This is a genomic window from Pseudomonas sp. EMN2 (assembly GCF_009650555.1).
Classification (GTDB): Bacteria; Pseudomonadota; Gammaproteobacteria; order Pseudomonadales; family Pseudomonadaceae; genus Aquipseudomonas; species Aquipseudomonas sichuanensis.
The window spans coordinates 1-21,432 of record NZ_VZZR01000067.1 but is presented as its reverse complement, the minus strand read 5'-3'; the positions used below and the strand labels follow the sequence as shown (position 1 = coordinate 21,432).

General features: G+C 63.7%; 16 protein-coding genes and 1 pseudogene. All 17 read right to left on the bottom strand.

Translation table 11 applies throughout. The features are described from left to right. Positions 1–13 precede the first annotated feature (13 nt). Positions 14–1,423, bottom strand: coding sequence for a chorismate-binding protein (locus F6X61_RS19555; RefSeq protein WP_178125857.1), 1,410 nt, complete (start codon positions 1,421–1,423; stop codon positions 14–16). Next, positions 1,420–2,064 carry a hypothetical protein gene (locus F6X61_RS27035; RefSeq protein WP_178125856.1) on the bottom strand — a complete coding sequence of 215 codons (645 nt, stop codon included), beginning with the start codon at positions 2,062–2,064 and terminating at the stop codon, positions 1,420–1,422. The genes F6X61_RS19555 and F6X61_RS27035 overlap by 4 nt, the downstream gene beginning before the upstream one ends. Positions 2,065–2,163: 99 nt before the next feature. Then, positions 2,164–2,934, bottom strand: a complete 771-nt coding sequence (locus tag F6X61_RS19550; protein WP_153788018.1) for a 2,3-dihydro-2,3-dihydroxybenzoate dehydrogenase — start codon at positions 2,932–2,934, stop codon at positions 2,164–2,166. After that, a complete protein-coding gene (locus tag F6X61_RS19545; protein ID WP_153788017.1) occupies positions 2,931–3,818 on the bottom strand; it encodes an isochorismatase family protein in 888 nt (295 codons plus the stop codon). Before F6X61_RS19545 ends, F6X61_RS19550 begins: the two co-directional genes overlap by 4 nt. A gap of 31 nt (positions 3,819–3,849) precedes the next feature. Further along, positions 3,850–5,478, bottom strand: coding sequence for a (2,3-dihydroxybenzoyl)adenylate synthase (locus tag F6X61_RS27655; protein WP_371923727.1), 1,629 nt, complete (start codon positions 5,476–5,478; stop codon positions 3,850–3,852). A 6-nt stretch (positions 5,479–5,484) separates the two neighbouring features. Further along, positions 5,485–9,537 (bottom strand): annotated as a pseudogene (locus tag F6X61_RS19540) (amino acid adenylation domain-containing protein); the annotation flags it as partial. Positions 9,538–9,574: 37 nt separating this feature from the next. Beyond that, the gene (locus tag F6X61_RS19535; RefSeq protein ID WP_178125854.1) at positions 9,575–11,281 is read right to left on the bottom strand and encodes a thiamine pyrophosphate-dependent enzyme; all 1,707 of its coding nucleotides are present in this window, start codon (positions 11,279–11,281) and stop codon (positions 9,575–9,577) included. Further along, positions 11,278–12,600, bottom strand: a complete 1,323-nt coding sequence (locus F6X61_RS19530) for a hypothetical protein (protein WP_153788014.1) — start codon at positions 12,598–12,600, stop codon at positions 11,278–11,280. The genes F6X61_RS19535 and F6X61_RS19530 overlap by 4 nt, the downstream gene beginning before the upstream one ends. Before the next feature lie 2 nt (positions 12,601–12,602). Then, entirely contained in the window at positions 12,603–12,806 is a 204-nt protein-coding gene (locus tag F6X61_RS19525) for a chorismate mutase (protein ID WP_256671389.1), read from the bottom strand. A 37-nt stretch (positions 12,807–12,843) separates the two neighbouring features. After that, on the bottom strand, positions 12,844–13,857 hold the full coding sequence (locus F6X61_RS19520) for a prephenate dehydrogenase dimerization domain-containing protein (protein WP_153788012.1): 1,014 nt from the start codon (positions 13,855–13,857) through the stop codon (positions 12,844–12,846). Beyond that, positions 13,854–15,314, bottom strand: a complete 1,461-nt coding sequence (gene pabB / locus F6X61_RS19515) for an aminodeoxychorismate synthase component I (RefSeq protein WP_153788011.1) — start codon at positions 15,312–15,314, stop codon at positions 13,854–13,856. The genes F6X61_RS19520 and pabB overlap by 4 nt, the downstream gene beginning before the upstream one ends. Positions 15,315–15,345: 31 nt before the next feature. Further along, positions 15,346–15,936 (bottom strand): aminodeoxychorismate/anthranilate synthase component II, encoded by a 591-nt coding sequence (locus F6X61_RS19510; protein ID WP_178125853.1) that lies wholly within the window; start codon positions 15,934–15,936, stop codon positions 15,346–15,348. A gap of 16 nt (positions 15,937–15,952) precedes the next feature. Next, on the bottom strand, positions 15,953–16,891 hold the full coding sequence (locus tag F6X61_RS19505; protein ID WP_153788009.1) for a diiron oxygenase: 939 nt from the start codon (positions 16,889–16,891) through the stop codon (positions 15,953–15,955). Positions 16,892–16,941: 50 nt separating this feature from the next. Further along, the gene (locus F6X61_RS19500; protein WP_153788008.1) at positions 16,942–17,496 is read right to left on the bottom strand and encodes an acyl-homoserine-lactone synthase; all 555 of its coding nucleotides are present in this window, start codon (positions 17,494–17,496) and stop codon (positions 16,942–16,944) included. 125 nt (positions 17,497–17,621) lie between these two features. Then, complete coding sequence (locus tag F6X61_RS19495) at positions 17,622–18,335, bottom strand: autoinducer binding domain-containing protein (RefSeq protein ID WP_153788007.1); 714 nt, start codon at positions 18,333–18,335, stop codon at positions 17,622–17,624. A gap of 413 nt (positions 18,336–18,748) precedes the next feature. Continuing rightward, positions 18,749–20,446 (bottom strand): choline dehydrogenase, encoded by a 1,698-nt coding sequence (betA, locus tag F6X61_RS19490; protein WP_153788006.1) that lies wholly within the window; start codon positions 20,444–20,446, stop codon positions 18,749–18,751. 78 nt (positions 20,447–20,524) lie between these two features. Next, positions 20,525–21,432: aldehyde dehydrogenase family protein (locus tag F6X61_RS19485; RefSeq protein ID WP_153788005.1), on the bottom strand; the 908-nt coding region annotated here is incomplete at its 5' end.

Below are 21,432 nucleotides of genomic sequence, written 5' to 3'. Positions count from 1 at the left end.
TGTTGCGACGTTATCACCCTTCATATGTCCAAGAGCTGTTTTGCAGGTACGGTTTCATCTTGTTGCCGGTTTCCAGCCATTCCCGGTACGGGTCACTGGCCTTGACGATGCCGCTGCCGGCAAAGATATGCACATGCGCTTCTGTCACCTTGGCGGTTCTGATTGCCAGGGCGAAGTTGCAGCGGCCTTCGAGGGTGAGGTAGCCCAGGCCGCCGGTGAAGAACTCGCGGTCGATGTACTCGAAGCGGCGGATGCGGTCGCCGCTCATGGCCAGGGGCTTGCCCCAGATGGTTGCCGGCGGGTAGACAGCGGCCAGGGCATCGAACACGTTCGCTTCGCTGGCCAGTTCACCTTCGATGCGGCTCTTGAGGTGTTGCACATAGCCCAGGTCGATGACATTCCTGGATTCGCGCATGTCCAGGGAACCCGGCCGGCAAACCTGTTGAAGCTGTTCAAGAAACAGCTGGGCAGCGGTTTCGTGTTCTTCCAGCTCCTTGCTGTCCGACAGCAGTTCCTGGCGGTAGCGGTCGCGCTTGAGCGCTTCGCTTGAGCCTTTACGGGTGCCGGCAAGGGGTTCGACGACGACTTTCCTGCCGTCGGTGCGGATCAGGGTTTCCGGTGAAATACCGATCCATGCCGGCCCCTGATCCCAGCGGAACAGGTACTCATAATGCGGGTTGGGGCGGGGTGCGACCTGGTCGAGCAACTGCAACGGGTCTACTGCTTCGCGCATGCGCAGGCGCACTTCACGCCCGATCACGACCTTGTCCGAATCGCTGACGGCCATCTCGTTCAAGAGGTCGAGCAGGTTGTCGACGTAGTCGGTGCACTGCGGAATGAGTTCGCAGCTGCTGACGCCGGGCAAGGCCGGGTAAGTGCGCGGCGCCAGCCGCGCCACGGCCTGCTCGATCAGCGGGTTGTGGGCTGGATCGAAGCTCGCGCCGTGGACACGCCCATGCTCCACCCACAGAAACACGCGGGGCAGGGTCATGATCATCGGCTCGGTCAGGCGCTCGGGGTGGGTCGCACAACGCCAGCCACCCAGCAGAGGCACGTTGCCGGGCAAACCTGCCAGCTCTGGCGAGGTATCGCCCAGGGTTTTCCAGGCGTGTGCCACCCCTTGGAACAGTTGCTCATGAAACGGCCGCTCGTTGTCCAGGTGCAGCGAGTCGCGATGCAGCACGCGCTCCTGGTCCAGCCAGTCGATGCGCAGTGCCTGGGCTTCGCGAGTCACGCGCAGGCGATACTGGCTGCCAAGCCCGACCAGTGAGCGGTCACAGCCATCGGTGTGTTCGCTGAACACGCAGCTGAACTGCCCGGCAAGTTCCGGGAAGACGTTGCTCAGTTCGGCGAGCAGCCCGATGCCGGTATCGGGCACGCCCAGCGCGGGCACGGGGAGGAGTAGGTCAAAGTGGCTGATCATGCGCAGGTTGGCTCCCTCAATACATGGGCCAGATGGCTGCAAAGTTGCAGTCCTTTTTCGAAGTCCGTGGGGGCGGGTAGCGGTGGCCGGGACGTTGGGCCGAGCCTGCCTTGCCAGCGGTGCACCAGGCCGTGCGGGAGGCTGCGTGGCTGCGCCACGTTGCGCAGGGCGTACAGGTTGTCGCGTGGGTCGAACAGCCAGAGGCCGGCGTCGTGTCGTGGCGGCGTATCGCATAGCAGCAGGGCTGGGCCGTGGGGGTTCCCCGGGTTGGCGTCGGCCAGCCGTTGGCTGATTTGCTCCGGGCTGAGCCCATGCGCCTGCAGTGACAGGGGGCGGGCTGTCGCATGCGGCCAGGCGGGTAGCAGCTGGCTGTCGAGCAGGCTCAACGTGCTTGCGCAGTCGGGGCCGGTGCTCGTGCCGATGGCCAGGTAGGCATCGTTGATACCCTGCAGTTGCCTGGCCTGGGCTGGGGTGACGTGCAGAATCGTCAGTATCGGGCCGGCAATCATCCATTGCAGGTAACGACGCAGGCGCTGGTTGGTGATCTCGATGGCGTGACGATCCAGGTCTGCCTCGCTCGGCAGTTCAATCCACTGGATGAAGCCTTCGCCGCAGAGGGCCTGGTCCAGGAGCTGGCGCACGTGGCCAGGGGAAACCTCAGCACTGCTGGGCGCGTGCCTGGGGAGGGGCGAAACGGTGATGTTCATTGGAGTCTGCCTCACTCTGTCCTTGATGGGCGCTCAGCCGAAGGTGGCGCCGCCGTCCATGACCAGATCCTGCAAGGTGATGTGGTTGGCATCGTCCGACAGCAGGAAAGTAATGCCGGCAGCAATGTCCTGGGGCTCGGCGATCTTGCCCAGCGGGATGCCGATGCGGTGCAGGCCGAGATCACCCTGGACCATGCGCTGGTCCAAGGTGGCGTCGCTGCCGGCCAGCTGGTGCAGCATGGGAGTACGGGTGGAGCCGGGCGATACCACGTTGCAGCGCACACCCTGCTTGCCGAGCTCCAGGCCCATGCAGCGGGTGAGCATGGCCACCGCGGCCTTCGAAGCGCAGTAGCCGCTCAGGTTGACCCGCGGAGTGCTCGCGGCGTTGGAGGCAACGCTGACGATGGCGCCCCGACGCCGTTGCACCATGCATCGGGCGACCGACTGGGAAACATGGAAGGTGCCGTGCACGTTGACCTCGAAAAGCTGCAACCAGGCCTGTGCCGATAGCTGCTCGAAGGGCGCTGACGCCATTACGCCGGCGGCGTTGACCAGGCCATCGAGTGAGTAATGCTCGTCGATGCGTTCGACCAGGCTCATGATCTTTTGCCGGTCGGTGATGTCGGCGCAATGAAGCTTGAGGTTGTCCGAGTGCAGGCGTTCGGCGAGCGCCTCCAGGCCCTGACTGTCGCAGTCCAGGGCGATTACCGTGGCGCCTTCGGCCAGCAGGCGCGTGGCGACTGCCGCACCGATGCCGCGCGCGGCACCGGTTACCAGTACGGATTTATCGAGGAAGCGCTTCATGCCGGGGCTCCCGCGGCTTGCGCTTGCAGGCGCCGGTCGACCAGTTGTACCCAGGCGCGAATGCTGCGGCGCTCGAGCAGTTCGAGGAAAGTCAGTGGCAGCCCGATTTGCTGCCACTGCTCGAACAGCATCAACAAGCGCACCGAGTCCAGACCCAGCTGTACCGGGTCGTCCACGTCCACGACCTGGTTCACGGGAAGCGCCAGGCAGCGTGCGACGTCGCCCGGCAGGTCATGGGCGACGCTCGACGGGGCGAGGGTATCGAGCAGCTGTTGCGTCGACAGCACAACGCTCGAACAGTGCGCCATCTGCTCCAGCGCCAACTGGTGACGCTCCAGGGAAAAGTCGGCCAGGGCATCGGCCACGACGAACGGCTGGATGTCTGCCATGAAGGCGTCGGTGGCGGTGGCCAGGCACCCGATATGGGCGTAGACACCGCAGATGATCAGCTGGTCGCGGCCGGCTGCTTGCAGTCGCTCGAGCAGGTCGGAGCGGGCGAAGGCACTGTAGCGATGCTTGACCAGCACCACATCGCGCTGCGGATCGGGTGCCAGCCCGCTGACGATGTTGGGGCTGAAGCCGTCATCGGCCAACCCCGGGCCCCAGAAGTCGCAGAGCAGGCCACGTGAATCGACGGGCTGGTCGCCGGGCTGGGCGGTATAGAACACTGGAATGCCAAGGGCATTGCACGCTTCGCGCAGGGCCTGGATGCGCTTGACCAGGGCATCGACCAAGGCCGGTGAGGCATAGGGCTTGAGAAAGTGGTTCTGCATGTCATGGATCAGCAGGGCCAGCCGCTCAGGCGCAGGTGACCAAGGCAGCGCTGGTCGGCTCAGTGGGGCATGGTCGGGAATCGGGTAGTGCTGAATCTGTGGAATTGCCATCGAAGTATCCTTGAAATCGAAATGGGGCGGTTCACGCCGCGAATTGCTGGCGCAGTACCTTCTTGTCGGTCTTGCCCAAGGTGGTCTTGGGCAGGCTGGGCAGCCACTGGAACTGATCGGGAATGCGCTGCGCAGCAACGCCGCGTGCCTGCAAATGGGCCTTCAGGGTGTCGGTGTCACAGCCCTGGCCGGGGGCGACGACCAGGACGGCACACGTGCGCTCACCCAGATGCGGGTCGGGAACGCCAATCACTGCTGCTTCCAGCACTCCGGGGTGGGCCAGCAGGTGGCCTTCGATCTCTTCTGCGGCAATTTTTTCACCGCCACGGTTGACCTGGTCCTTGTGGCGGCCGGTGACGACCAGGTAGCCGTCCTCGCGCAGGCAAACCACATCGCCGGTGCGATAGAAGCCATCAGCGGTAAATGCCCGGGCATTTTGCTGGGGGGCGTCGAGGTAGCCACGGATGGTGTATGGCCCACGTACCAGCAGGTGCCCTGGCTGCCCGACGGCGACCGGCAGATCGTCGTCATCGACCACCAGGATTTCGTCCAGCGGGCTCATTGGCCGCCCTTGGGTATGCAGCAGTTGGTCCAGGTCGCCCTTGAGGTCGGTGTAGCAGACCAGCCCTTCGGACATGCCATAGACCTGCTGCAGAGTGAAGTCGAAGCTTTCGCTCAAGCGTGCCGCCACCTCGTCGCTCAGGCGCGCGCCACCCACTTGCAGGAAGCGCAGGCTGCTCAGGTCGTGCTGGCGTGGCGCGTGCAGCCAGGCCTGCGCCAGGCTTGGGACCAGGGCGGTGAAGGTCACCCCTTCCCGGGCGATGCTGGCGAAGCAGGCCGAGCCGCTGGGGTCTGCCTGCATCACGACACGGCCGCCCGCAAGCAGGGTTCCGATGAACCCTGGGGAGCTGAGTGTGAAGTTGTGCCCGGCAGGCAGCACGCACAGGTAGACGCTTTGCGGGCTCAACTGGCAGATGCTGGCGCTGACCCGGATGCTGTACAGATAGTCGTCATGCCGGCGCAGGATCAACTTGGGCATGGCAGTGCTGCCGCCAGAAAGCGTGATCAGCGCTGGGGCGCGGCTGTCTGTGGCCGGAACAGGAAGGTCGCGGCCATACAGGCTGGCATAGGGTGTGAACTCTGCGGCTTCGCCCAGTACGATCACGTGACGAATCGCATCCGGCAGGGTTTGCAGCTCGCGGGCGATCTCCCGATAGTCGAAGCCCAGGGCGTGATCCTTGATCAGGTACGCGACGGCCTTGCTGGCCTGGACAATATGGGTGATCTCGTTGCGCCGATCGGTGGGCAGGGCGAACACCGGGACCACGCCAAGACGGAACAGCGCGAAGGTGGTCTCGATGAACTCCAGCACGTTGGGCAGTTGCACCACGATACGATCGCCCGGCCGTAGCCCCAGGCGGGTGAATCCGTCGGCCAGTTGGTTGCAGCGGCTGTGCAGTTCGGCGTAGGTAAGGCTGCGCTCCCCGTCAGTCAAGGCGATCCGCTCGGGGGCGTGGCCGGCATGGCGGGCGATACAGGCATCGAGGGTTTCGCCGGTCCAGGCGCCCTGCTGGCGGTAGTAGCGCTCGAAGCGCTCTGGCCAGTAGGGGGCGTCAAGGCCGGGCAGCTGCGGGGCTGCAGGTTGAGCGTGGGCCTCCAGGTAGTCCAGGCACTGCTGGCGCGAAGCCGGGCCGAATGCCACCTGCCAGCCTTGCGGTATCGGGCTGAAGCTTGGCCATAGCGAAGGCTGCAAGGCGCTGTTGCGTAGCAGCAGGAACTGGCCGTGGGGGGCATCGAACGGGTTGTGGAAGTCGCGCAGCACACGCTGCAGGCGCCGAGCCTGAGGCGTGACCAGCGTTGCGTTGTGCCGCAGCAGCACTTGCGCCAGTGTTTCTGGCTGCTCGCTGACGAAGTAGTGGCCGCCACCTTCGATCACGTCCAGCGAAACATCTGCGCTGTAGGCCTGCCAGTCGAGGTAGCGACTGGTGTAGTCCGGGGTCAACGGGTCGGCGCTGCCGACGATGACATGGATGGGCGCGCGCAGCCTGCCGCGCTGCCTGGCTTCATTGCTGAAGAATGCAGCGGTCTGGCCGGCATCGTGTTTGGTCATTCTGGCAATGGCGGCCAGGCTGTGGGCATCGGGCACCTCCCTGAAGCCGCCCAGCTCACGCAGGAAATCGATGATCTGCTCGCCAGAACGCTGGGCCACCTGCTGCTCCACCTCTTCAGGCTGCAGGTCGAGCAACATGCCGCCGATGGTCAACCCCCGCAGGTCGGCGCCGGCCTGTTCCAGGCGGCGGCTGATGTCCAGGGCCAGCGCATTGCCGGCACAGTGGCCATAAACCAGCAACGGCCCTTGCACCTTGCCCAGCACTTCGGCGACCACGCCGGCGGCAATGGTGGCGTTGTCTGCGAAAGGTTCATCGGCCTGTACCACATCGTGGCCCGGCAGGCGTACGCACAGGTAGTTGAAGGCGCTGCCAAGCTGCTCTACCAGTTGGCGATAGGCAAACACGTTGCCGCCGGCGAACGGCACCAGCAGCAGCGTGGCGCGGCCTGCCTGGGCACTGGCTCCCATGGCCTGGGTCCAGCCGCTGGCAGCGGCGCTCAGGCCACTGTGGCGCAGGTAGTCGGCGCAGCCGCGGGGCGTTGGTTGTTCGAACAGTTGCAGCACGGGCAGGCCCATGTCCCGGCACAGGCCGATGGCTTTGATCGAGTCGCCGCCGATGCTGAAAAAATCGTCGTCCAGGCCGATGCGTGGCAGGTCCAGGTGCGTTGACCAGTGGGCCAGAACCTGTTCATCGAGGCGGTCCCGGGCAGGTTCCAGGTGGCGCGCATGGTTTGCTTCGATCGCGGGCAGGGCACGGCGATCGAGCTTGCCGTTGGCGGTGATGGCAAATGCCTGCTGCACCCCGATAGCTGCTGGCACCATGTAGGCTGGCAAATGTTCACGCAGGTGCTCGCGCAAGGCCTCGCTGTCTACGTCACCAACCGCATAACCCGGTGCCGGCACGACATGGGCGATCAGCTTCGGATCGTTGGCCCGGTCGTTTGTCACCAGGGCTACGGCATTTGAAACCGATGGGTGGGCACGCAGGCAGCTTTCTATTTCCCCCAGTTCGATGCGATAGCCTCGCAGCTTCACCTGCTGGTCGGCGCGGCCGATGTACTCGAGCTCACCGTCGGCCAGGCGGATCGCCACGTCACCGCTGCGGTACATGCGTTGCCCCGAAGCACCGAACGGGTCAGCGACGAAGCGTACGGCATCCAGTTCGGGGCGTGCCAGGTAACCCTGGGCCAAGCCTTCGCCACGCACATACATCTCACCTTGTTCACCTTCGGGCACTGGCTGCAAGGCGTCATCCAGAACCAGTACGTCCATGTCGGCGTAGGGGCGGCCGATCAGGCTGCCGGCATTTGCCATTACCTGTTCACGGGTGATGAAACGATGGCAGGTGTTGATGGTGGTTTCAGTGATGCCATACAAATTGAGCAATTGCGTGTTCGCCGGGCGCGGCAGGTCGAACCACGGGGCAAGGCGGCCCAGGTCGAGGGGCTCGCCACCGAAGCACTGGTAGCGCAGCGTCATGCGTGCGGTCAGTTCGGGGCGGTCGGCTTCGGCCTCCATGAAACGGTAGAACGCCGAGGGAATCTGGCCGAACACCGTGACCTGTTCGTCCACCACCAGCTCCAGCAAGGCATGAGGGTCGCGGGTAATTGCCACAGGCACGATCACCAGGCGCCCGCCGTGCAGCAGGGCTCCCCACATCTCCCACACCGAGGCATCGAACATGTAGGCATGGCAGCCGGTCCAGACGTCACTGTTGCGGTAGTCGAACCAGCTGTGAGTACTGCCGAACAGCCGCACCACGTTATGGTGGCTGACGCACACACCCTTGGGTTTGCCGGTGGAACCTGAGGTATAGATGACGTACGCCAGGTCCTGAGGCTGTGGCCCGCCCGGTGGTGCGTGATCTGCGGCCTCCTGCAAGGCCTCCAGTGCAGTCTTGGCGTCGATGCTCAACGGTTGCTTGCCAGGCTGCAGCTCGCAGGCCTTGGCCACCGTGGCTTCGCTGCACAGCAAGATATCGGCGTTGCACTCGTCAAGGATGCTGGCCAAGCGCTCATGTGGCGCGTCGGGGTCCAGCGGCACGTAGGCCGCCCCGCACTTGAGCACGGCCAGGATGGTCACCACGGTTTCCAGGGAGCGCTCCAGCAGCAGGGCGATGGTTCGCTGCGGTGACGATGGACGGGGCGACAGGTTGGCTTTGATCAGATGCGCCAGGCGATTGGCCTGGCGATCCAGCGCCCGGTAGCTCAGTGCCCGTTCGCCCAAGGTCAGCGCAATGGCGTCTGGCGTGCTGGCAACCCAGTGGGCGAAGCCATCGAGCAGTGTGGCCTGGTGTTGGCTGGCTGGTGCCAGCGACGAGCTGGGCTGTTGTGGGTGGGCACTGAGTTGGCCGAGCGGGCGCTCGGCGTCGCTGGCGAACGCTTCAACGAAGGCAAGGAAACGCTCGACGTGGCTTGCCAGCGCACCCGCGTCGTACAGCGCCGGGTTGGCCATGGCGCATACTTGCAGCCCTTGGCCAGGCAGGGGCATGACCTGCAGTGAAAGGTCGTCGGCGGCGCCGGCGCTGAGTACCTCGACCTCGCAGTGAAGCGAGCCGAATGCCAGCGCGGGCGAATAGATGTCGATGTTGATCTGCGGGCCGGTGAGTCGCCGTCCTTCGCCAACCAGGTTGCAGTCGCGGCGGATGTCCTCTGCCCGGTAGCGCTGATGCGCGCGCATGCCGGCCAGGGCGTTGCCGGTCTGGGCTAGCAGTTCGCTTACCCGCGTCCATGGGTCTATTCGCGCCTGCAATGGCAGCACGTTGGCCAATGTGCAGGGGACATCGTGCGCCTGGGTATCAAGGCGGTTCATCATCGGGATGCCGACGACCACATCGCGCTGGCCGGTGCTACGGCCAATGAAGGCGGCAAAGGCAGCTATCAGCGCGTGCACCCAATGGCTCTGCGATTGAGTGGCGCATTGGCGCAGGCGCTGGAACGCCGCTTCGGACAACTGGCCGCGGTGCAGCAGTGCCTGGCTGGTCGGCAGTTTCACCTGTGGGTTGAGGCTGGCCACGGTCAGGCTGCTGTCGACCTGTTGGTGCCAGTAGTCACGGTCCTGGGTGAAGGCTGGCGATGCCTGGTAGGCCTGTTCGGCCTCCAGCACCTTGTGAAAGGCTCCCAGTGGCGCTGCGCTGTCGCCTTGTCCGCTGTACAGCGCCGCCCAGCGCTTGAGGAACAGGCCAAGGCCTACGCCGTCCAGCGCGATATGGTGGCTCTTCACGTACAGGCAATCGGCGTTTTCAGCGACGCGCACCACGCTGGCCTGCAGCAATGGGCCGTGCTCCAGGTCCACTGGCGTCAACAGGTCGCCGGCCAGCCATTGGCGGGCGAGGCTATCGTTGGCGAAGGCGTGTTCGGCGATGACACTTTGCGCCATCGGCAGAATTTGCTGCTGTACCAGGCCTTGTGCTTCGACCATGCGTGCCCGCAGGCAGGTGCTCTCGCTCATCGCCTGGTCCAGCGCAGCCTGCAGGCGCTGTGTGTCCACGCGGCCGTCCAGGTGCAGCAGGCTGGCGATGTTGTAGGCGGCGCTCTCGCTGGCGAGCTGCTGGCCCAGCCAGATCGAGTGCTGGGCGGCAGTGAGCGCGAGTGTGGTGACGGCTTCCATTTCAAACGACTCCATTCTGAGGCTGGGGCACTGGTGCTCAGGCTTTAGGCAGATGCTGCTGTTTCTGCACCGCATCGAAGAACCGCTCGCAAAGATAGGAGCGGGAGTCTGGTGCGACGCGCGCGTCGATCAGTACCGGCCGGTTCATGGCCAAGGCTTCGGCAAGCTGTTCGCGAAGCTGCTGCGAGGTGTTGGCAGTGAAACCCTGCACTTTGTGGAAGCGGGCGATGTCGATGAACTCAAGGTCCGGCTGTTCGGTCAGCGGGCGGTCCTGCGGCTTGCTCGACAGAGAGGTCCAGCGCTGGTTGTTGAGAATCACGACAATGGGCGTGGTGCCGAAGCGGGCGGCATGCATCAGCTCGTTGCCGGTCATGTGAAACGCTCCGTCCCCCACCAGCACCAATGGGCGCTTGCCACTTGCCAGCTGGTAGCCGATGGCGCCCGGTACCGCCAGGCCCATGCTCATGTACAAGGAAGAGGCCAGTACGTCGCGCGGGAACATGCCCAGCGACATGAAAAAGGCGTCACCGCAATCGGCAATCAGGTCAAGGTCGGGATGCTCACTGAACACCCTGTTGAACTCGACGATGATTTCGAAGGGGGTCAGCGGCGAATCCGCCGCGGGCAGTGCTTCCGGGGCCGCCTGGTGGATGAACGTGGCCTGGTTCGTATCCAGCGGTGCCAATGCCTGGCCATGCCGGCGGGCAGTCGTGGCCAGACCAAGCAGGGCTCGCAGGAAAGCCTCGGTGCTCAGTTCGAAGCGCTGACGGCCGACCATCACCACGCCGTCGTTGGCGTGAATCAGTCGGCCCCCGGCGATCTGGCTGACGATGCCCATGTTGACGTCGGAGTTGGGCTCGCCCAGCAGCATCAGTACGTCGCAACTGTCGACCAGTGTCTGGGTGAGGCGAGAAGGCGAGGCCGGGCCTGCATAAATGCCTCGGTAATTGGCATGCGCTGTCGGCAGGCCGCCCCGGGACATGGGGGTTTCGACCCAGGGCAGGCCGAGCGCCTCGCTAAGCGCCAAGGCTTCGACGCCGAGGTGCCAGCGCTTGATGTCCAGGCCAGGCACCAGCACCGGCTGGCTGGCCTGATCGAGCAGTTTCAATGCCTGTTCGGCGGCGCTCAACGCCTGTTGGTCGAACAACGCCGGTTGACGCCCGAGGGGCGTGCGCCGAGGTGTGTGGCGCACCTTGTGCAGGAACAGGTCGCGGGGGATCTCGATGTACACCGGTCGCGACTCATGCAGGGCGATGGCGATCGCCTCACGCAGCTGTTCCTGGGCCTGGTGCGGGTCTTCGATGCACGCCTGGTGCACGGTGACTTCCTGCATCAGGCGCAGTTGTGTGCCGTGGTCGACGATGGTGTGGTGAGCGAACATCGAACCTTGCCGCTCCTTGTGCCCGGGCGAGCCGGAGATCACCACCAGTGGCAGGCGCTCCACATAGGCCTGGGCGATGCCGTTGATGGCGTTCAGGGCGCCCACGCCGTAGGTGAAGCACACAGCGCCGGGGGCCTGGCCGCCCAAGGCGTACCCCAGGGCGGTCAAGGTGGTGCTGTATTCGTGGGACATGGTGCGCAAGGTCAGGCCGGGCGTGCCGAGCATTTCCCGCGAAAGCTGCATCGTGAAGTCGCCGGGAATGCAGAACAGGTCGCTGATGTCGCTTTCAACCAGCACATGGCCCACGAGTTGTCCCAGGGTCAGTTCCCGGGAGCCGGTGAACAACCGGGTCAGTACGTTCATCGCTGGATACCCCGCTCGATGAGGTGGCGGCATGCCTCGTCGATGTGCCCGTCGAAGGAGAACGCCAGCGGTGCCAATGGGAAGCCAGCCAGCAGCTCCTTGACCCTGGCCGCTACGCGCGCGGGTTCGGTACGTTTGAAGTACAGGTCCGCCACCAGCCCGGCCACCTGGCGGAAATCGTCCTCGCGCATGCCGCGACGGGTCATGGCCTGCACGCCCAGGCGAATGCCGTGAACACCCGGTTTGCCGGGGATCTCGATGTTGGTCGAGCGAATGCCGCCGGCATGCAGGCTGTCCACGCACATGGCCAGGGCTTGTTGCAGCGTACCGACGGCGAAGTGCACCTGGTGGGTTTCGGTGAAGCCGAACGACTCCCCGGAAACCTCCAGGCCAAGCTCGTGCAGCTGGTTGGCCAGGGCCTTGGCGTTGCGCACCATCTGCTGGGCGTAGGCGATGCCGAAGACTTCCATTTCCTTGAAGGCCGCCCACATTGAGGGCAGCAACTCGGCGTGGCAGTTGCTCTGCAAGTGCGGGCAGACCCACATCGACGTATCGACCAGCAACGGGTGCTGGGCGGACTTGAAGGCGATGTAGCCTTTTTGCGGGCCGGGGATGGTCTTGTGGGTATTGCCATGGACCACATCGGCGCCGCAGGCCAGGGGCGAATCGAATACGCCGCCGAGGATCAGGCCGCCGTCATGGCTCATGTCGTAGGTCAAGGTGCAGGATTCGGGCAGTACCGCGCGAATCTCTGCCAGTGGCTGCCAGCGCAGCTTGAACGACTGGTCGAGGATGACGATGCGGATGTGCGGGTTGCGGCGCACCAGGTCATCGAGCCTGGCAACATCGATCAGCAGGCTGTTCGGGTCGACCGGCAGATGGAAGATTTCGATGCCCATCTTGCTCGCCAGCTGTTCCAGCGCGAAGTGCCCGCCGTCGCGATGGGCGAAGTGGACGAAACCTTCGCCTGGCTTGCAGGCCGCCAGCATCAGCGCCTGTTCGGCGGGCGACCCGCCATTGGGCCGCCAGTCGAATGCCTGTGCCCCGAGCATGCGCCGGGCCAGCCCGCGCAGGTCGTCGGCGATCTCGTTCATCTGCCCAGGTTCGGGGAAGTGCCACTCGCCCATGGGTACCGGGAAGGGGAAGGAACAGTGGTAGAACGCCCCGGCGGTGCTGCCGGAGGTGAGGCGTACCAGTTCGCTCGGGTAGTTCTCGTTGGCGGTCAGGCTGAGGGTGTCCTGACGGTACTGGTAGTCCTGGTCGAGGGTCTGGGCCAGCCACTCGATGAGCGGGCCGGCGTTGTGCTTGTGCTGGTTCATGTTCAGCGGACTCCTGTCTGTGAAAACACTTCCGGTGTGACGGCAAGCAGTGTCTGGCGAGGGCCGCCGATGACGTCGTATTCGATCTGGCAGGACTGCTCGATGATGGCGTGGTAGAGCTGCTCGATCAGTTGCGCCGGCACATTGAGCGTGCGCCCTCGTGCCGTGCAGCGGGCGAGCACCTGGCGAACCCGTTCGGGCTGCATCACGGCGGTGTTGCTGTCGCGCTTGCTGTCGGCAACCTCACGAATGATGTCCAGCCCGCTGCGCGATCAGGTCGACGAGCTGATCGTCGATGCGGTCGATGCGTTCACGGTGAGTGCCCAGCACCGGGCTTTTTGCCACGGCGTCGGGCGTGTGCGCCTGCACCACCTCGAACAGCTGTCTGCAGCTGGCCGCCAGTTGAGGCTGGGCCTCTTGCAGGTAATTGCGCAGGCTGGCCATGGCGGCCAGGAATTCGACGTGGGCGTCGTTGCGGGCGTGTCCATCAAGGTGTTGCAGGTAGCCAATGGCCTGTTCGCGGGTGGCTCCGGAGGCCGGGTTGCCGGCCTGGATTTCCCAGTACACGTCCGGGTGGTTGGTCATCATGCGGGCCAGCAGGGCAAGCATGACCTTGAATGGCGGTGGCGCCAGCTCGATCAATTGCGCCAAGGGCACGTCGCTGGCCGCCAGGGTGTGGCCAAAGGCGAGCACCATGGAGTGGCCGACGGTCTGCAAAAGCGCCATGGTCTGGTCATGTTGCTGCGCCGTCAGCGTGTACAGGCGCATGCCGCGGCTTGTCAGGCGTTCGCGCAGGTCATCGATTGCCGCGCCAGCCTGGTAGGGCACCACTACCACCGGCCGGCCCTCGGGCGCCAGGTCACCCGAGAACATCGGGTTGAGCCCAACTACCGTCTGCGGCAGCGAGACATCGCGAACCAGCGTGGCGAAGGCATTCTTGATGGACAGGGTTTCGACCAGCAGGCAGTCCAGCGCAAGGTGCGGCAGCAAGGCGGGAAGCGCCTGCAACAGCACGTTCTCCGAGACCGCCAGCACCAGCATGTGCGCACTCGCCAGTTGCTGGCACAGTGCCGTGCCTGGGGCGCGGATGTCGCCTTGGATGACTTCGCAGCCTGCAGGCGGCTGCGTCGGCTCCAGGTCGACGCCCAGCACCTTCAGGCCGGTTGCGCTCAGCTGTTCGCAGAGCATGCGCCCGATCGAGCCGGCGGCGCCGACCACGATCGCTTGCCTGTCGTTCTCGTGGCGGGGCAGGCTCATGCGCTCACCTCGTCAAGCAGGGCGATCGCTTCCACCACGCCGCTAGCCTTGACCACGGTCTCGACGTATTCGCTCTCAGGGTCGGACAGCGCGGTGATGGCCCCGCCGACACCGAAGCGAGCCAGTGCATCGTGCACCGCCACGCTGCGGATGAGAATGCTCAGGTCGCAGGCGCCGCTCAGCGACAGCCAACCCAGCGAACCTGAGTAAGCGCCCCGGGCGCCTTGCTCCAGCGCTCCGATGATCTGCATGGTGCGCTTTTTCGGGGCGCCGGTCATCGAACCCCCGGGGAAGCTGGCTTTGACGCAGTCGAGGGCCTGCATGCCGGGCTTGAGCTGGCCCTGGATAGTCGACACGAGTTGGTGAGCATGGGAGTAACTCTCCACCACGAACAGACCGGGTACTTTCACTGAGCCGATCTGGCACACCCGGCCCAGGTCGTTGCGCAGCAGGTCGACGATCATCAGGTTCTCGGCAAGGTCTTTTTCGTCCTGGCGCAGATCGTCGAGTTGGCGCTGATCTTCCCGGGGGTCGTTGCTGCGTGGTCGAGTGCCCTTGATCGGCTTGGCTTCAACCTGGCCCAGGCGGTCGACCTTGAGGAAGCGCTCGGGGGAGGAACTGGCCATTTCAAAACCGGGAATGGCGTAGTACGCAGCGTGGGGCGCGGGGCTGAGTTCGCGCATGATCTTGTAGAGGGCGTAGGCGGAATGCTCGAAAGGCAGTTCCACCAGGTTGGTCAGGCAGACTTCATAGGTTTCGCCATCGACGATCTGGCGCTGGGCTTCGAGGATTTTCTCGATGTAGTCCGCTTTCGCGTGCCGGGCGTTGGCATGGGCCGCGATCCACTGTTCGACCTGCTCAAGCGACATGCGCCGGGGGCGCCGGGTCAGGGGTTGGGCGGCGGGCAGTGCCTGCAGGCGTGCGCTGGCGTGGTCGAGCCAGGCGTCGGCCGTTGGTTGGTCGTATTCGTCCTTGACCAGGTGCAACAGGTAGCTGCGGTTTTCCTGATGGTCGATCACCAGCATGCGTGTGGCGAGCAGGAAGGTGGCATCAGGGGTTGGCGACGACCAGACCGGGTCGCCCAGGTTGGCTACTTTCAGGTCGTAGCCCAGGACCCCGACATAACCGAGGTTGAAGTCGAACGGCAGTTCGGCAGGACAGGGGGTGTGCTGGGCAGCCAGGCGCGCACTGAGCCATTCAAGGAAATCCTCTGCCGGTTCGTGCTGCGTGCCCTCGAGTCGGCGCACTTCGACGCTGGCGCTCTGCTGCTGGTAGCGCAGTACTTCGGCCCAACGGCCTTGCGAGTCACCCATGAAGGTAAAGCGAGAGAACCCTTCGATCACCACACTGCTTTCCAGCAGGAAGCAGGCCGGGGACTGGGCGAACTCTTGCTCGAAGGCCGCCAGGGTGTCGGGCACATGATCAAGGGCCCGGAATTCGACACGGTTGTCACTCATCTGGAATCTCCGGAAAGGCTGGCGCGGGCTGTCAGCAACAGGTGCCGCGGTGCTGGTGTGCGAGGTCACGGAAATTGCCTAGCATTTGCAGGCCTGCCTCGGTGCAGATGGATTCGGGGTGGAACTGGATGCCGTGCAGTGGCCGATCCTTGTGGCGGATGCCATGGATCATGCCGTTCTGGTCCCAGGCACTGACGACGAACGGCGATTTGATCTGGCGCACCATCAGCGAGTGATAGCGCACCACGGTCAGGTCGGCAGGCAGCCCGGAAAACACGCCCTGGCCGTCATGGCTGATGCGGCTCAGGCGCCCATGCATCGGTTCGGGGGCATGCACCACGTCCATCCCGTGCAGGTGGGCCATGCACTGGTGCCCCAGGCAAACGCCCAGTACCGGTACACGGGCATCGCGTATGACGTCCTCGCTCAGGCCGATGTCGGCCTTGCGCGCTGGGGTGCCTGGGCCGGGGGAAATGATGATGGCGGCGTAACGGTCGAGATCGATGTCCGCCGGCGACACGTCGTTGGTGAAGACATCAGGTTCCTCACCGCAAACCTGGCCCATGAACTGGAAAAGGTTGTAGGTAAATGAATCGAAGTTATCGACGATCAGGGTTTTCACGGCAGTTGCCCTCCACTCAGGCGCTGACGTAGTCGCGGTCGGCAAATGCTTCCCTGACCTGCGGGAGGTCGAGAATGCCCATTTGCCGCAGCAGGCGGTACAGACGCTGGAGGATCGATTTCTTCATGCGCGCGTGATCGGCATGGAAGGTCGGATCGGACTCGTGGATCACCTGTTCGGCTTGCTCGGGGCTCAGGCCACAGTGGGCCAGCATGCGGCGCTCGAAGCGTCGTTCAGGATCGACATTCAGGAAATCGTCGAGATAGGCGGGTAGCATCATGCCGAAGCGCTCGCGGGTGCTTAGCGGCAGGGTTGGCCAGCGTTTTTTCATCACGTCGGCGAAGAACCGCGAATGTCGCCCCTCATCACGGACATGGTCGACCATGAGTGTGGTGAACGACTGGCTCAGCTCACGCTCGCGCCCCAGGTTGGCCACTTCGTCGGTCAGCACGTTCTCGGCGATGGTCACGGCCAGCAGCTGGAATTCGGTACGCAGCGATTCTGGCAGTTGCGCGTAGGCTCTGGCGGTCGCATCCAGCTTCTGGTTGGTCTGTGGCACCTCGATGGCCTCGATACCGCTTTTTTCATTCATCTGGGTCAGATAGTCGAGTGCCACATGAGCGTGGTAGCCCTCGTCGATGATTACCGTGAGGGCCTGTAGTTTTTCCACCTCGCCGATACCGGGGAACTTGTCATGCAGCATGTCCAGGCAGCATTGGATAATAAACTTTGTTTCCAATAGGCCGACGTTATAGAGAAACTGATAGGCCGCCTGGGTCAATACATAGTTTTTAATGCGCTTGCCATGCGCTTGAATGATCGGGTGCTCACACATTGCGCAACGCGAGACGGGATAGATCAGTTGTTCACCGTCATAATCCGGCACGATAATTCGCGGTGTACTGCGCACAGTCGCTTTCGCGTACCAATGATCGTTGATCTGGTCGAGGCTCATGGTTATTTCCAATCAGGTGGGGAGGGAACGATGGGCGAACTGTTCGCCGCTCAGTTCACAGTGATCCAGGATGCATACAAGGGTTGGCCGTATTTGCTGCAGACTTCGCCGGCACGGGAGGCGTCTATGCCGACCTTGCGCAACAGCCGTTCAATACCTGGCGGTGACACGGTGATCAGCTTGCGTGCCCCGTGTTCCGCTGCGCAGCGCAAAGTCGCCTGCATCAGGGCAATTGCATTGGGTGAGGAAGTCTGCCGCTCGAGGCAGTCTGAGGAGGCGCCGGTGTCGGCGGCGGCGAAGCGCGACAACTCCCAGACCTGCTCGCTGGCCGGCAGTGGCTGGCCGGCAAGCAAGTCTGGAAATACTTCACTGAGCAAATAAGGTGTGGCAGTACTCAATAAGCGCGCCACACCAACCACTTGTTTCTGACTGTCCCTGGCAAGAATATAAACCGTGTCGTCTCTATCAAACTGATCGAACTCGGAATCTTCTTCGCAATCCAGGTTCCATCCCAATTTTCGGACAAATACCTGATACCGATAGTGCGCCATTGCCGAGCGTATGCTGGCGTCCAGTGTTTCCAGCTTTCCAGTGATGAATTCCATTTCTCGGGCTCCGCAGACTCTCATGGGCGGAGCTATTAAATACATCAGTAACCAAATGTGTAACCTACTAAAAACAGTAGGTTGGCAGTCATGCAGTTGTCATGTTGTAGCCATGGGCAGGGGCGTCAGAACAGTAAGCCGAGCATGGCCGCGCGCACTACCGCAGCGGTCTTGTTGGCGGTCTTGAGCTTGCGCACGGCATTTTTGATGTGGAAGTCGACAGTGTTCTTGGACAGCGTCAGCAGGTCGGCGATCTCACTGGCTGATTTGCCATCTGCGGTCCACTTGAGCACTTCTCGCTCACGTTCGGTGAGCTCGGGGGCTTCGGCGTTCCTGTGTCGTCTGTTCAGGATCGAGCTGAGCGAGGCGTGAGACGTGCTGGCCAACCAACGTAGCTTGTCGCCTTTTTCGTGGAGTTCGCGTTCGCTGATTTGCGAGTCGCTGCGGGCCACCGTGAGCATGGCGCAGCTGCCGCCAGCGTTGAGCATCGATTGCGACAGTCCCTTGCGCAAGCCATGCGCGCGGGCTTCCTCCCACAACTCGGGCGTCTGTGCGTAGAGTTGGTCGCTCCAGATGATGGGCCGCTCCGACTGCCGACCAAGGAGGATGGTGGGGTCGCTCTCCATGTACCTGGCCGCGCTGTAGCGCTCCTGCCAGGGTGCAGGGTAGTTGTTCAGCATGATCGCCTTGGGGCTCGAGAGCGGGTACGGGATCTGCTGGCCATAGGCACAGAAGTTGAATTCCAGCGCGGCGCTGGCTTCCAGAATCAATGCGAAGATGACGTTCTCGTCAACAGCACCTTCCAGTGCATGCAAAAGCTCAATTTGCCAACCGTCCATGATTGTTCTCATTGTCGCTGTGTAGGGTGCCACTAGAGCTGCGCTGGTCTCTTGGGAAATGAAGGATATGGCATTCCTGATTTTGGATCCAATTTATGACAGATGTTTCATCGGTCCCGAAAATCCGATCAACGTCCAACCGGCGCTCTTGGCTGCGCAGTGGGGAATCGGCGGGTTGAGATCTGTGTGGCAGAGGCGGGCGCAAGCGAGGCTGCTTGCTGGGTGGCGGGGGGATCAGTTGCCTCTCGGGCAAGATCTTGGCCAAGGAGGGCGCAAATGGCAGGGTTGCGTGGAAACGTATCGGGGGCGGGTAGGCTGCAGCATCTGCCAGGGCAGGTAACTGCGCTGACACTTGGGTTGGCCAGACCGGCCGGCGACAAGGCCGGCCAGTCCAACCGAGGTGGTAGCAGGGGTCAGGCCTGCTTCACCTCACGCATCGGCTTGCCCTTCACCGGTGCATCGCCCGCCACGTAGTACTTGGCGGTGCTGCGCGGCAGCGGCTTGCGGCCACGGATCTTGTCGGAGATTTTCTCGGCGATCATGATCGTGGTGGCGTTGAGGTTGCCGGTGATGATCAGCGGCATGATCGACGCGTCGACCACTCGCAGGCCCTGCATGCCATGCACGCGGCCTTCGCCATCCACTACCGCCATGTCGTCGGTGCCCATCTTGCACGAGCAGGACGGGTGGAAGGCTGTTTCGGCGTGTTCGCGGATGAACTTGTCCAGCTCTTCATCGGTTTGCACGTGGGCGCCCGGGCTGATCTCGCGACCGCGGTACGGGTCCAGCGCCGGCTGGGCCATGATTTCGCGGGTCAGGCGGATGCCGTCGCGGAATTCCTGCCAGTCCTGCTCGGTGGCCATGTAGTTGAACAGGATGCTCGGGTGCTGGCGCGGGTTCTTCGACTTGGCCTGGATGCGACCACGGGCCGGCGAGCGCATGGAACCCATGTGCGCCTGGAAACCGTGCTCTTTCACGCCGTTGGAGCCGTTGTAGTTAATCGCGACCGGCAGGAAGTGGTACTGGATGTTCGGCCACTTGAACTCAGGGCGAGTACGGATGAAACCACCGGCCTCGAACTGGTTGCTGGCGCCGATGCCGGTGCCGTTGAACATCCACTCGGCGCCGATGGCCGGCTGGTTCCACCACAGCAGCGACGGGTACAGCGACACCGGCTGGGTGCAGGCGTACTGCAGGTACAGCTCCAGGTGGTCCTGCAGGTTTTCGCCGACGCCTGGCAGGTCGTGGACCACCGGGATGTCGAGGCTTTCCAGCAGGGCGCGCGGGCCGACGCCGGAGCGCTGCAGCAGCTGCGGCGAGGCGATGGCGCCGGAGGAGACGATGACTTCTTTACGCGCACGGGCTTCGACGCGCTCTTCGCTGTCGCCGACCAGGTAGGTCACGCCAACGGCACGCTTGCCGTCGAACAGCACGCGGTCGCTCAGGGCGTGGGTGACGATGGTCAGGTTCGGGCGCTTCTTGGCCTGGTCCAGGTAGCCACGGGCGGTGCTGGAACGGCGGCCGTTCTTGGTCACCGAACGGTCCATCGGGCCGAAGCCTTCCTGCTGGTAGCCGTTCAGGTCTTCGGTGCGCGGGTAACCGGCTTGCACGCCGGCTTCGACCATGGCGTGGAACAGCGGGTTGTTGCCGGCTTTAGGCGTGGCAACGCTGACCGGGCCTTCGCCGCCGTGGTAGTCGTTGGGGCCGATGTCACGGGTTTCCGCTTTGCGGAAGTACGGCAGGCAGTCCAGGTAGGTCCAGTCTTCCAGGCCTGGCAGTTCAGCCCAGCCGTCGAAGTCCATGGCGTTGCCGCGGATGTAGCACATGCCGTTGATCAGCGAAGAGCCACCCAGGCCCTTGCCGCGGCCACATTCCATGCGGCGGCCGTCCATGTGCGGCTCTGGATCGGTCTCGTAGGCCCAGTTGTAGCGGCGGCCCTGCAGCGGGAAGGCCAGGGCGGCCGGCATCTGGGTGCGGAAGTCGAAGCGGTAGTCGGGGCCACCGGCTTCCAGCAGCAGGACGGTGACGCTGGCGTCTTCGGTCAGGCGGGTGGCCAGGGTGTTACCGGCGGAGCCTGCTCCGACGATGATGTAATCGAATTCATGGGACATGAAAGTACCCTCGTGTTGGCGGTGATCAGGGAGCGGGAACGCCCGTGCGCAAGAGCACGGGCGTGGCGGGACAGGGCCTTAGAAGACCGAGTTGTAGCCGCCCAGCTCGACCTGGACCGACTTGATGCGAGTGTATTGAGCCAGCGAGCTGACGCCGTTTTCACGGCCGACGCCCGACTGCTTGTAGCCGCCAACCGGCATTTCTGCCGGCGACTCGCCCCAGGCGTTGATCCAGCAGATACCGGCTTCCAGCTGGTGGATGATGCGGTGGGCGCGGCTGATGTCGTTGGTGCAGACACCGGCAGCCAGGCCGTATTCGGTGTCGTTGGCGCGGCGGATGACTTCTTCCTCGGTCTCGTAGCTGAGGATGCTCATCACTGGGCCGAAGATCTCTTCCTTGACGATGGTCATGTCGTCGGTGCAGTCGGTGAACACGGTCGGGGCAACGAACGCGCCCTTGGCGAATTCACCCTCGGTCAGACGCTCGCCGCCGCACAGCACGCGGGCGCCTTCTGCTTTGCCCTTGGCGATGTAGCCCAGCACGCTTTTCATGTGGGCGAAGCTGACCAGTGGGCCGAAGTTGGTGTTCTCGTCTTCCGGGTTGCCGACGCGGATGCGGGCAACGCGCTCGGCGATCTTGGCTTCGAAGGCCGCTTTCATCGAGGCAGGGATGAACACGCGGGTGCCGTTGGTGCAGACCTGTCCGGAGCTGTAGAAGTTGGCCATCATGGCGATGTCGGCGGCCTTGTCCAGGTCGGCGTCGGCGCAGATGATCAGCGGCGACTTGCCGCCCAGTTCCATGGTGACTTCCTTGAGCGTCGAGCTCGAAGCGCTGGCCATGACTTTCTTGCCGGTGGTGGTGCCGCCGGTGAACGAGACTTTCTCGATGCGTGGGTGCTCGGTCAGCCAGGTGCCGACTTCACGGCCGCTGCCGGTCAGGACGTTGAACACGCCGTTCGGCAGACCGGCTTCGGTGTAGATCTCGG

What these genes read in the sequence shown, in the direction of transcription:
- F6X61_RS19555 (WP_178125857.1), bottom strand. Translation starts at nt 1,423, where the DNA reads ATGATCAGCCACTTTGACCTACTCCTCCCCGTGCCCGCGCTGGGCGTG.
- F6X61_RS19550 (WP_153788018.1), bottom strand. Translation starts at nt 2,934, where the DNA reads ATGAAGCGCTTCCTCGATAAATCCGTACTGGTAACCGGTGCCGCGCGC.
- F6X61_RS19545 (WP_153788017.1), bottom strand. Translation starts at nt 3,818, where the DNA reads ATGGCAATTCCACAGATTCAGCACTACCCGATTCCCGACCATGCCCCA.
- F6X61_RS19535 (WP_178125854.1), bottom strand. Translation starts at nt 11,281, where the DNA reads ATGAACGTACTGACCCGGTTGTTCACCGGCTCCCGGGAACTGACCCTG.
- F6X61_RS19530 (WP_153788014.1), bottom strand. Translation starts at nt 12,600, where the DNA reads ATGAACCAGCACAAGCACAACGCCGGCCCGCTCATCGAGTGGCTGGCC.
- F6X61_RS19525 (WP_256671389.1), bottom strand. Translation starts at nt 12,806, where the DNA reads ATGCAGCCCGAACGGGTTCGCCAGGTGCTCGCCCGCTGCACGGCACGA.
- F6X61_RS19520 (WP_153788012.1), bottom strand. Translation starts at nt 13,857, where the DNA reads ATGAGCCTGCCCCGCCACGAGAACGACAGGCAAGCGATCGTGGTCGGC.
- pabB (WP_153788011.1), bottom strand. Translation starts at nt 15,314, where the DNA reads ATGAGTGACAACCGTGTCGAATTCCGGGCCCTTGATCATGTGCCCGAC.
- F6X61_RS19505 (WP_153788009.1), bottom strand. Translation starts at nt 16,891, where the DNA reads ATGAGCCTCGACCAGATCAACGATCATTGGTACGCGAAAGCGACTGTG.
- F6X61_RS19500 (WP_153788008.1), bottom strand. Translation starts at nt 17,496, where the DNA reads ATGGAATTCATCACTGGAAAGCTGGAAACACTGGACGCCAGCATACGC.
- F6X61_RS19495 (WP_153788007.1), bottom strand. Translation starts at nt 18,335, where the DNA reads ATGGACGGTTGGCAAATTGAGCTTTTGCATGCACTGGAAGGTGCTGTT.
- betA (WP_153788006.1), bottom strand. Translation starts at nt 20,446, where the DNA reads ATGTCCCATGAATTCGATTACATCATCGTCGGAGCAGGCTCCGCCGGT.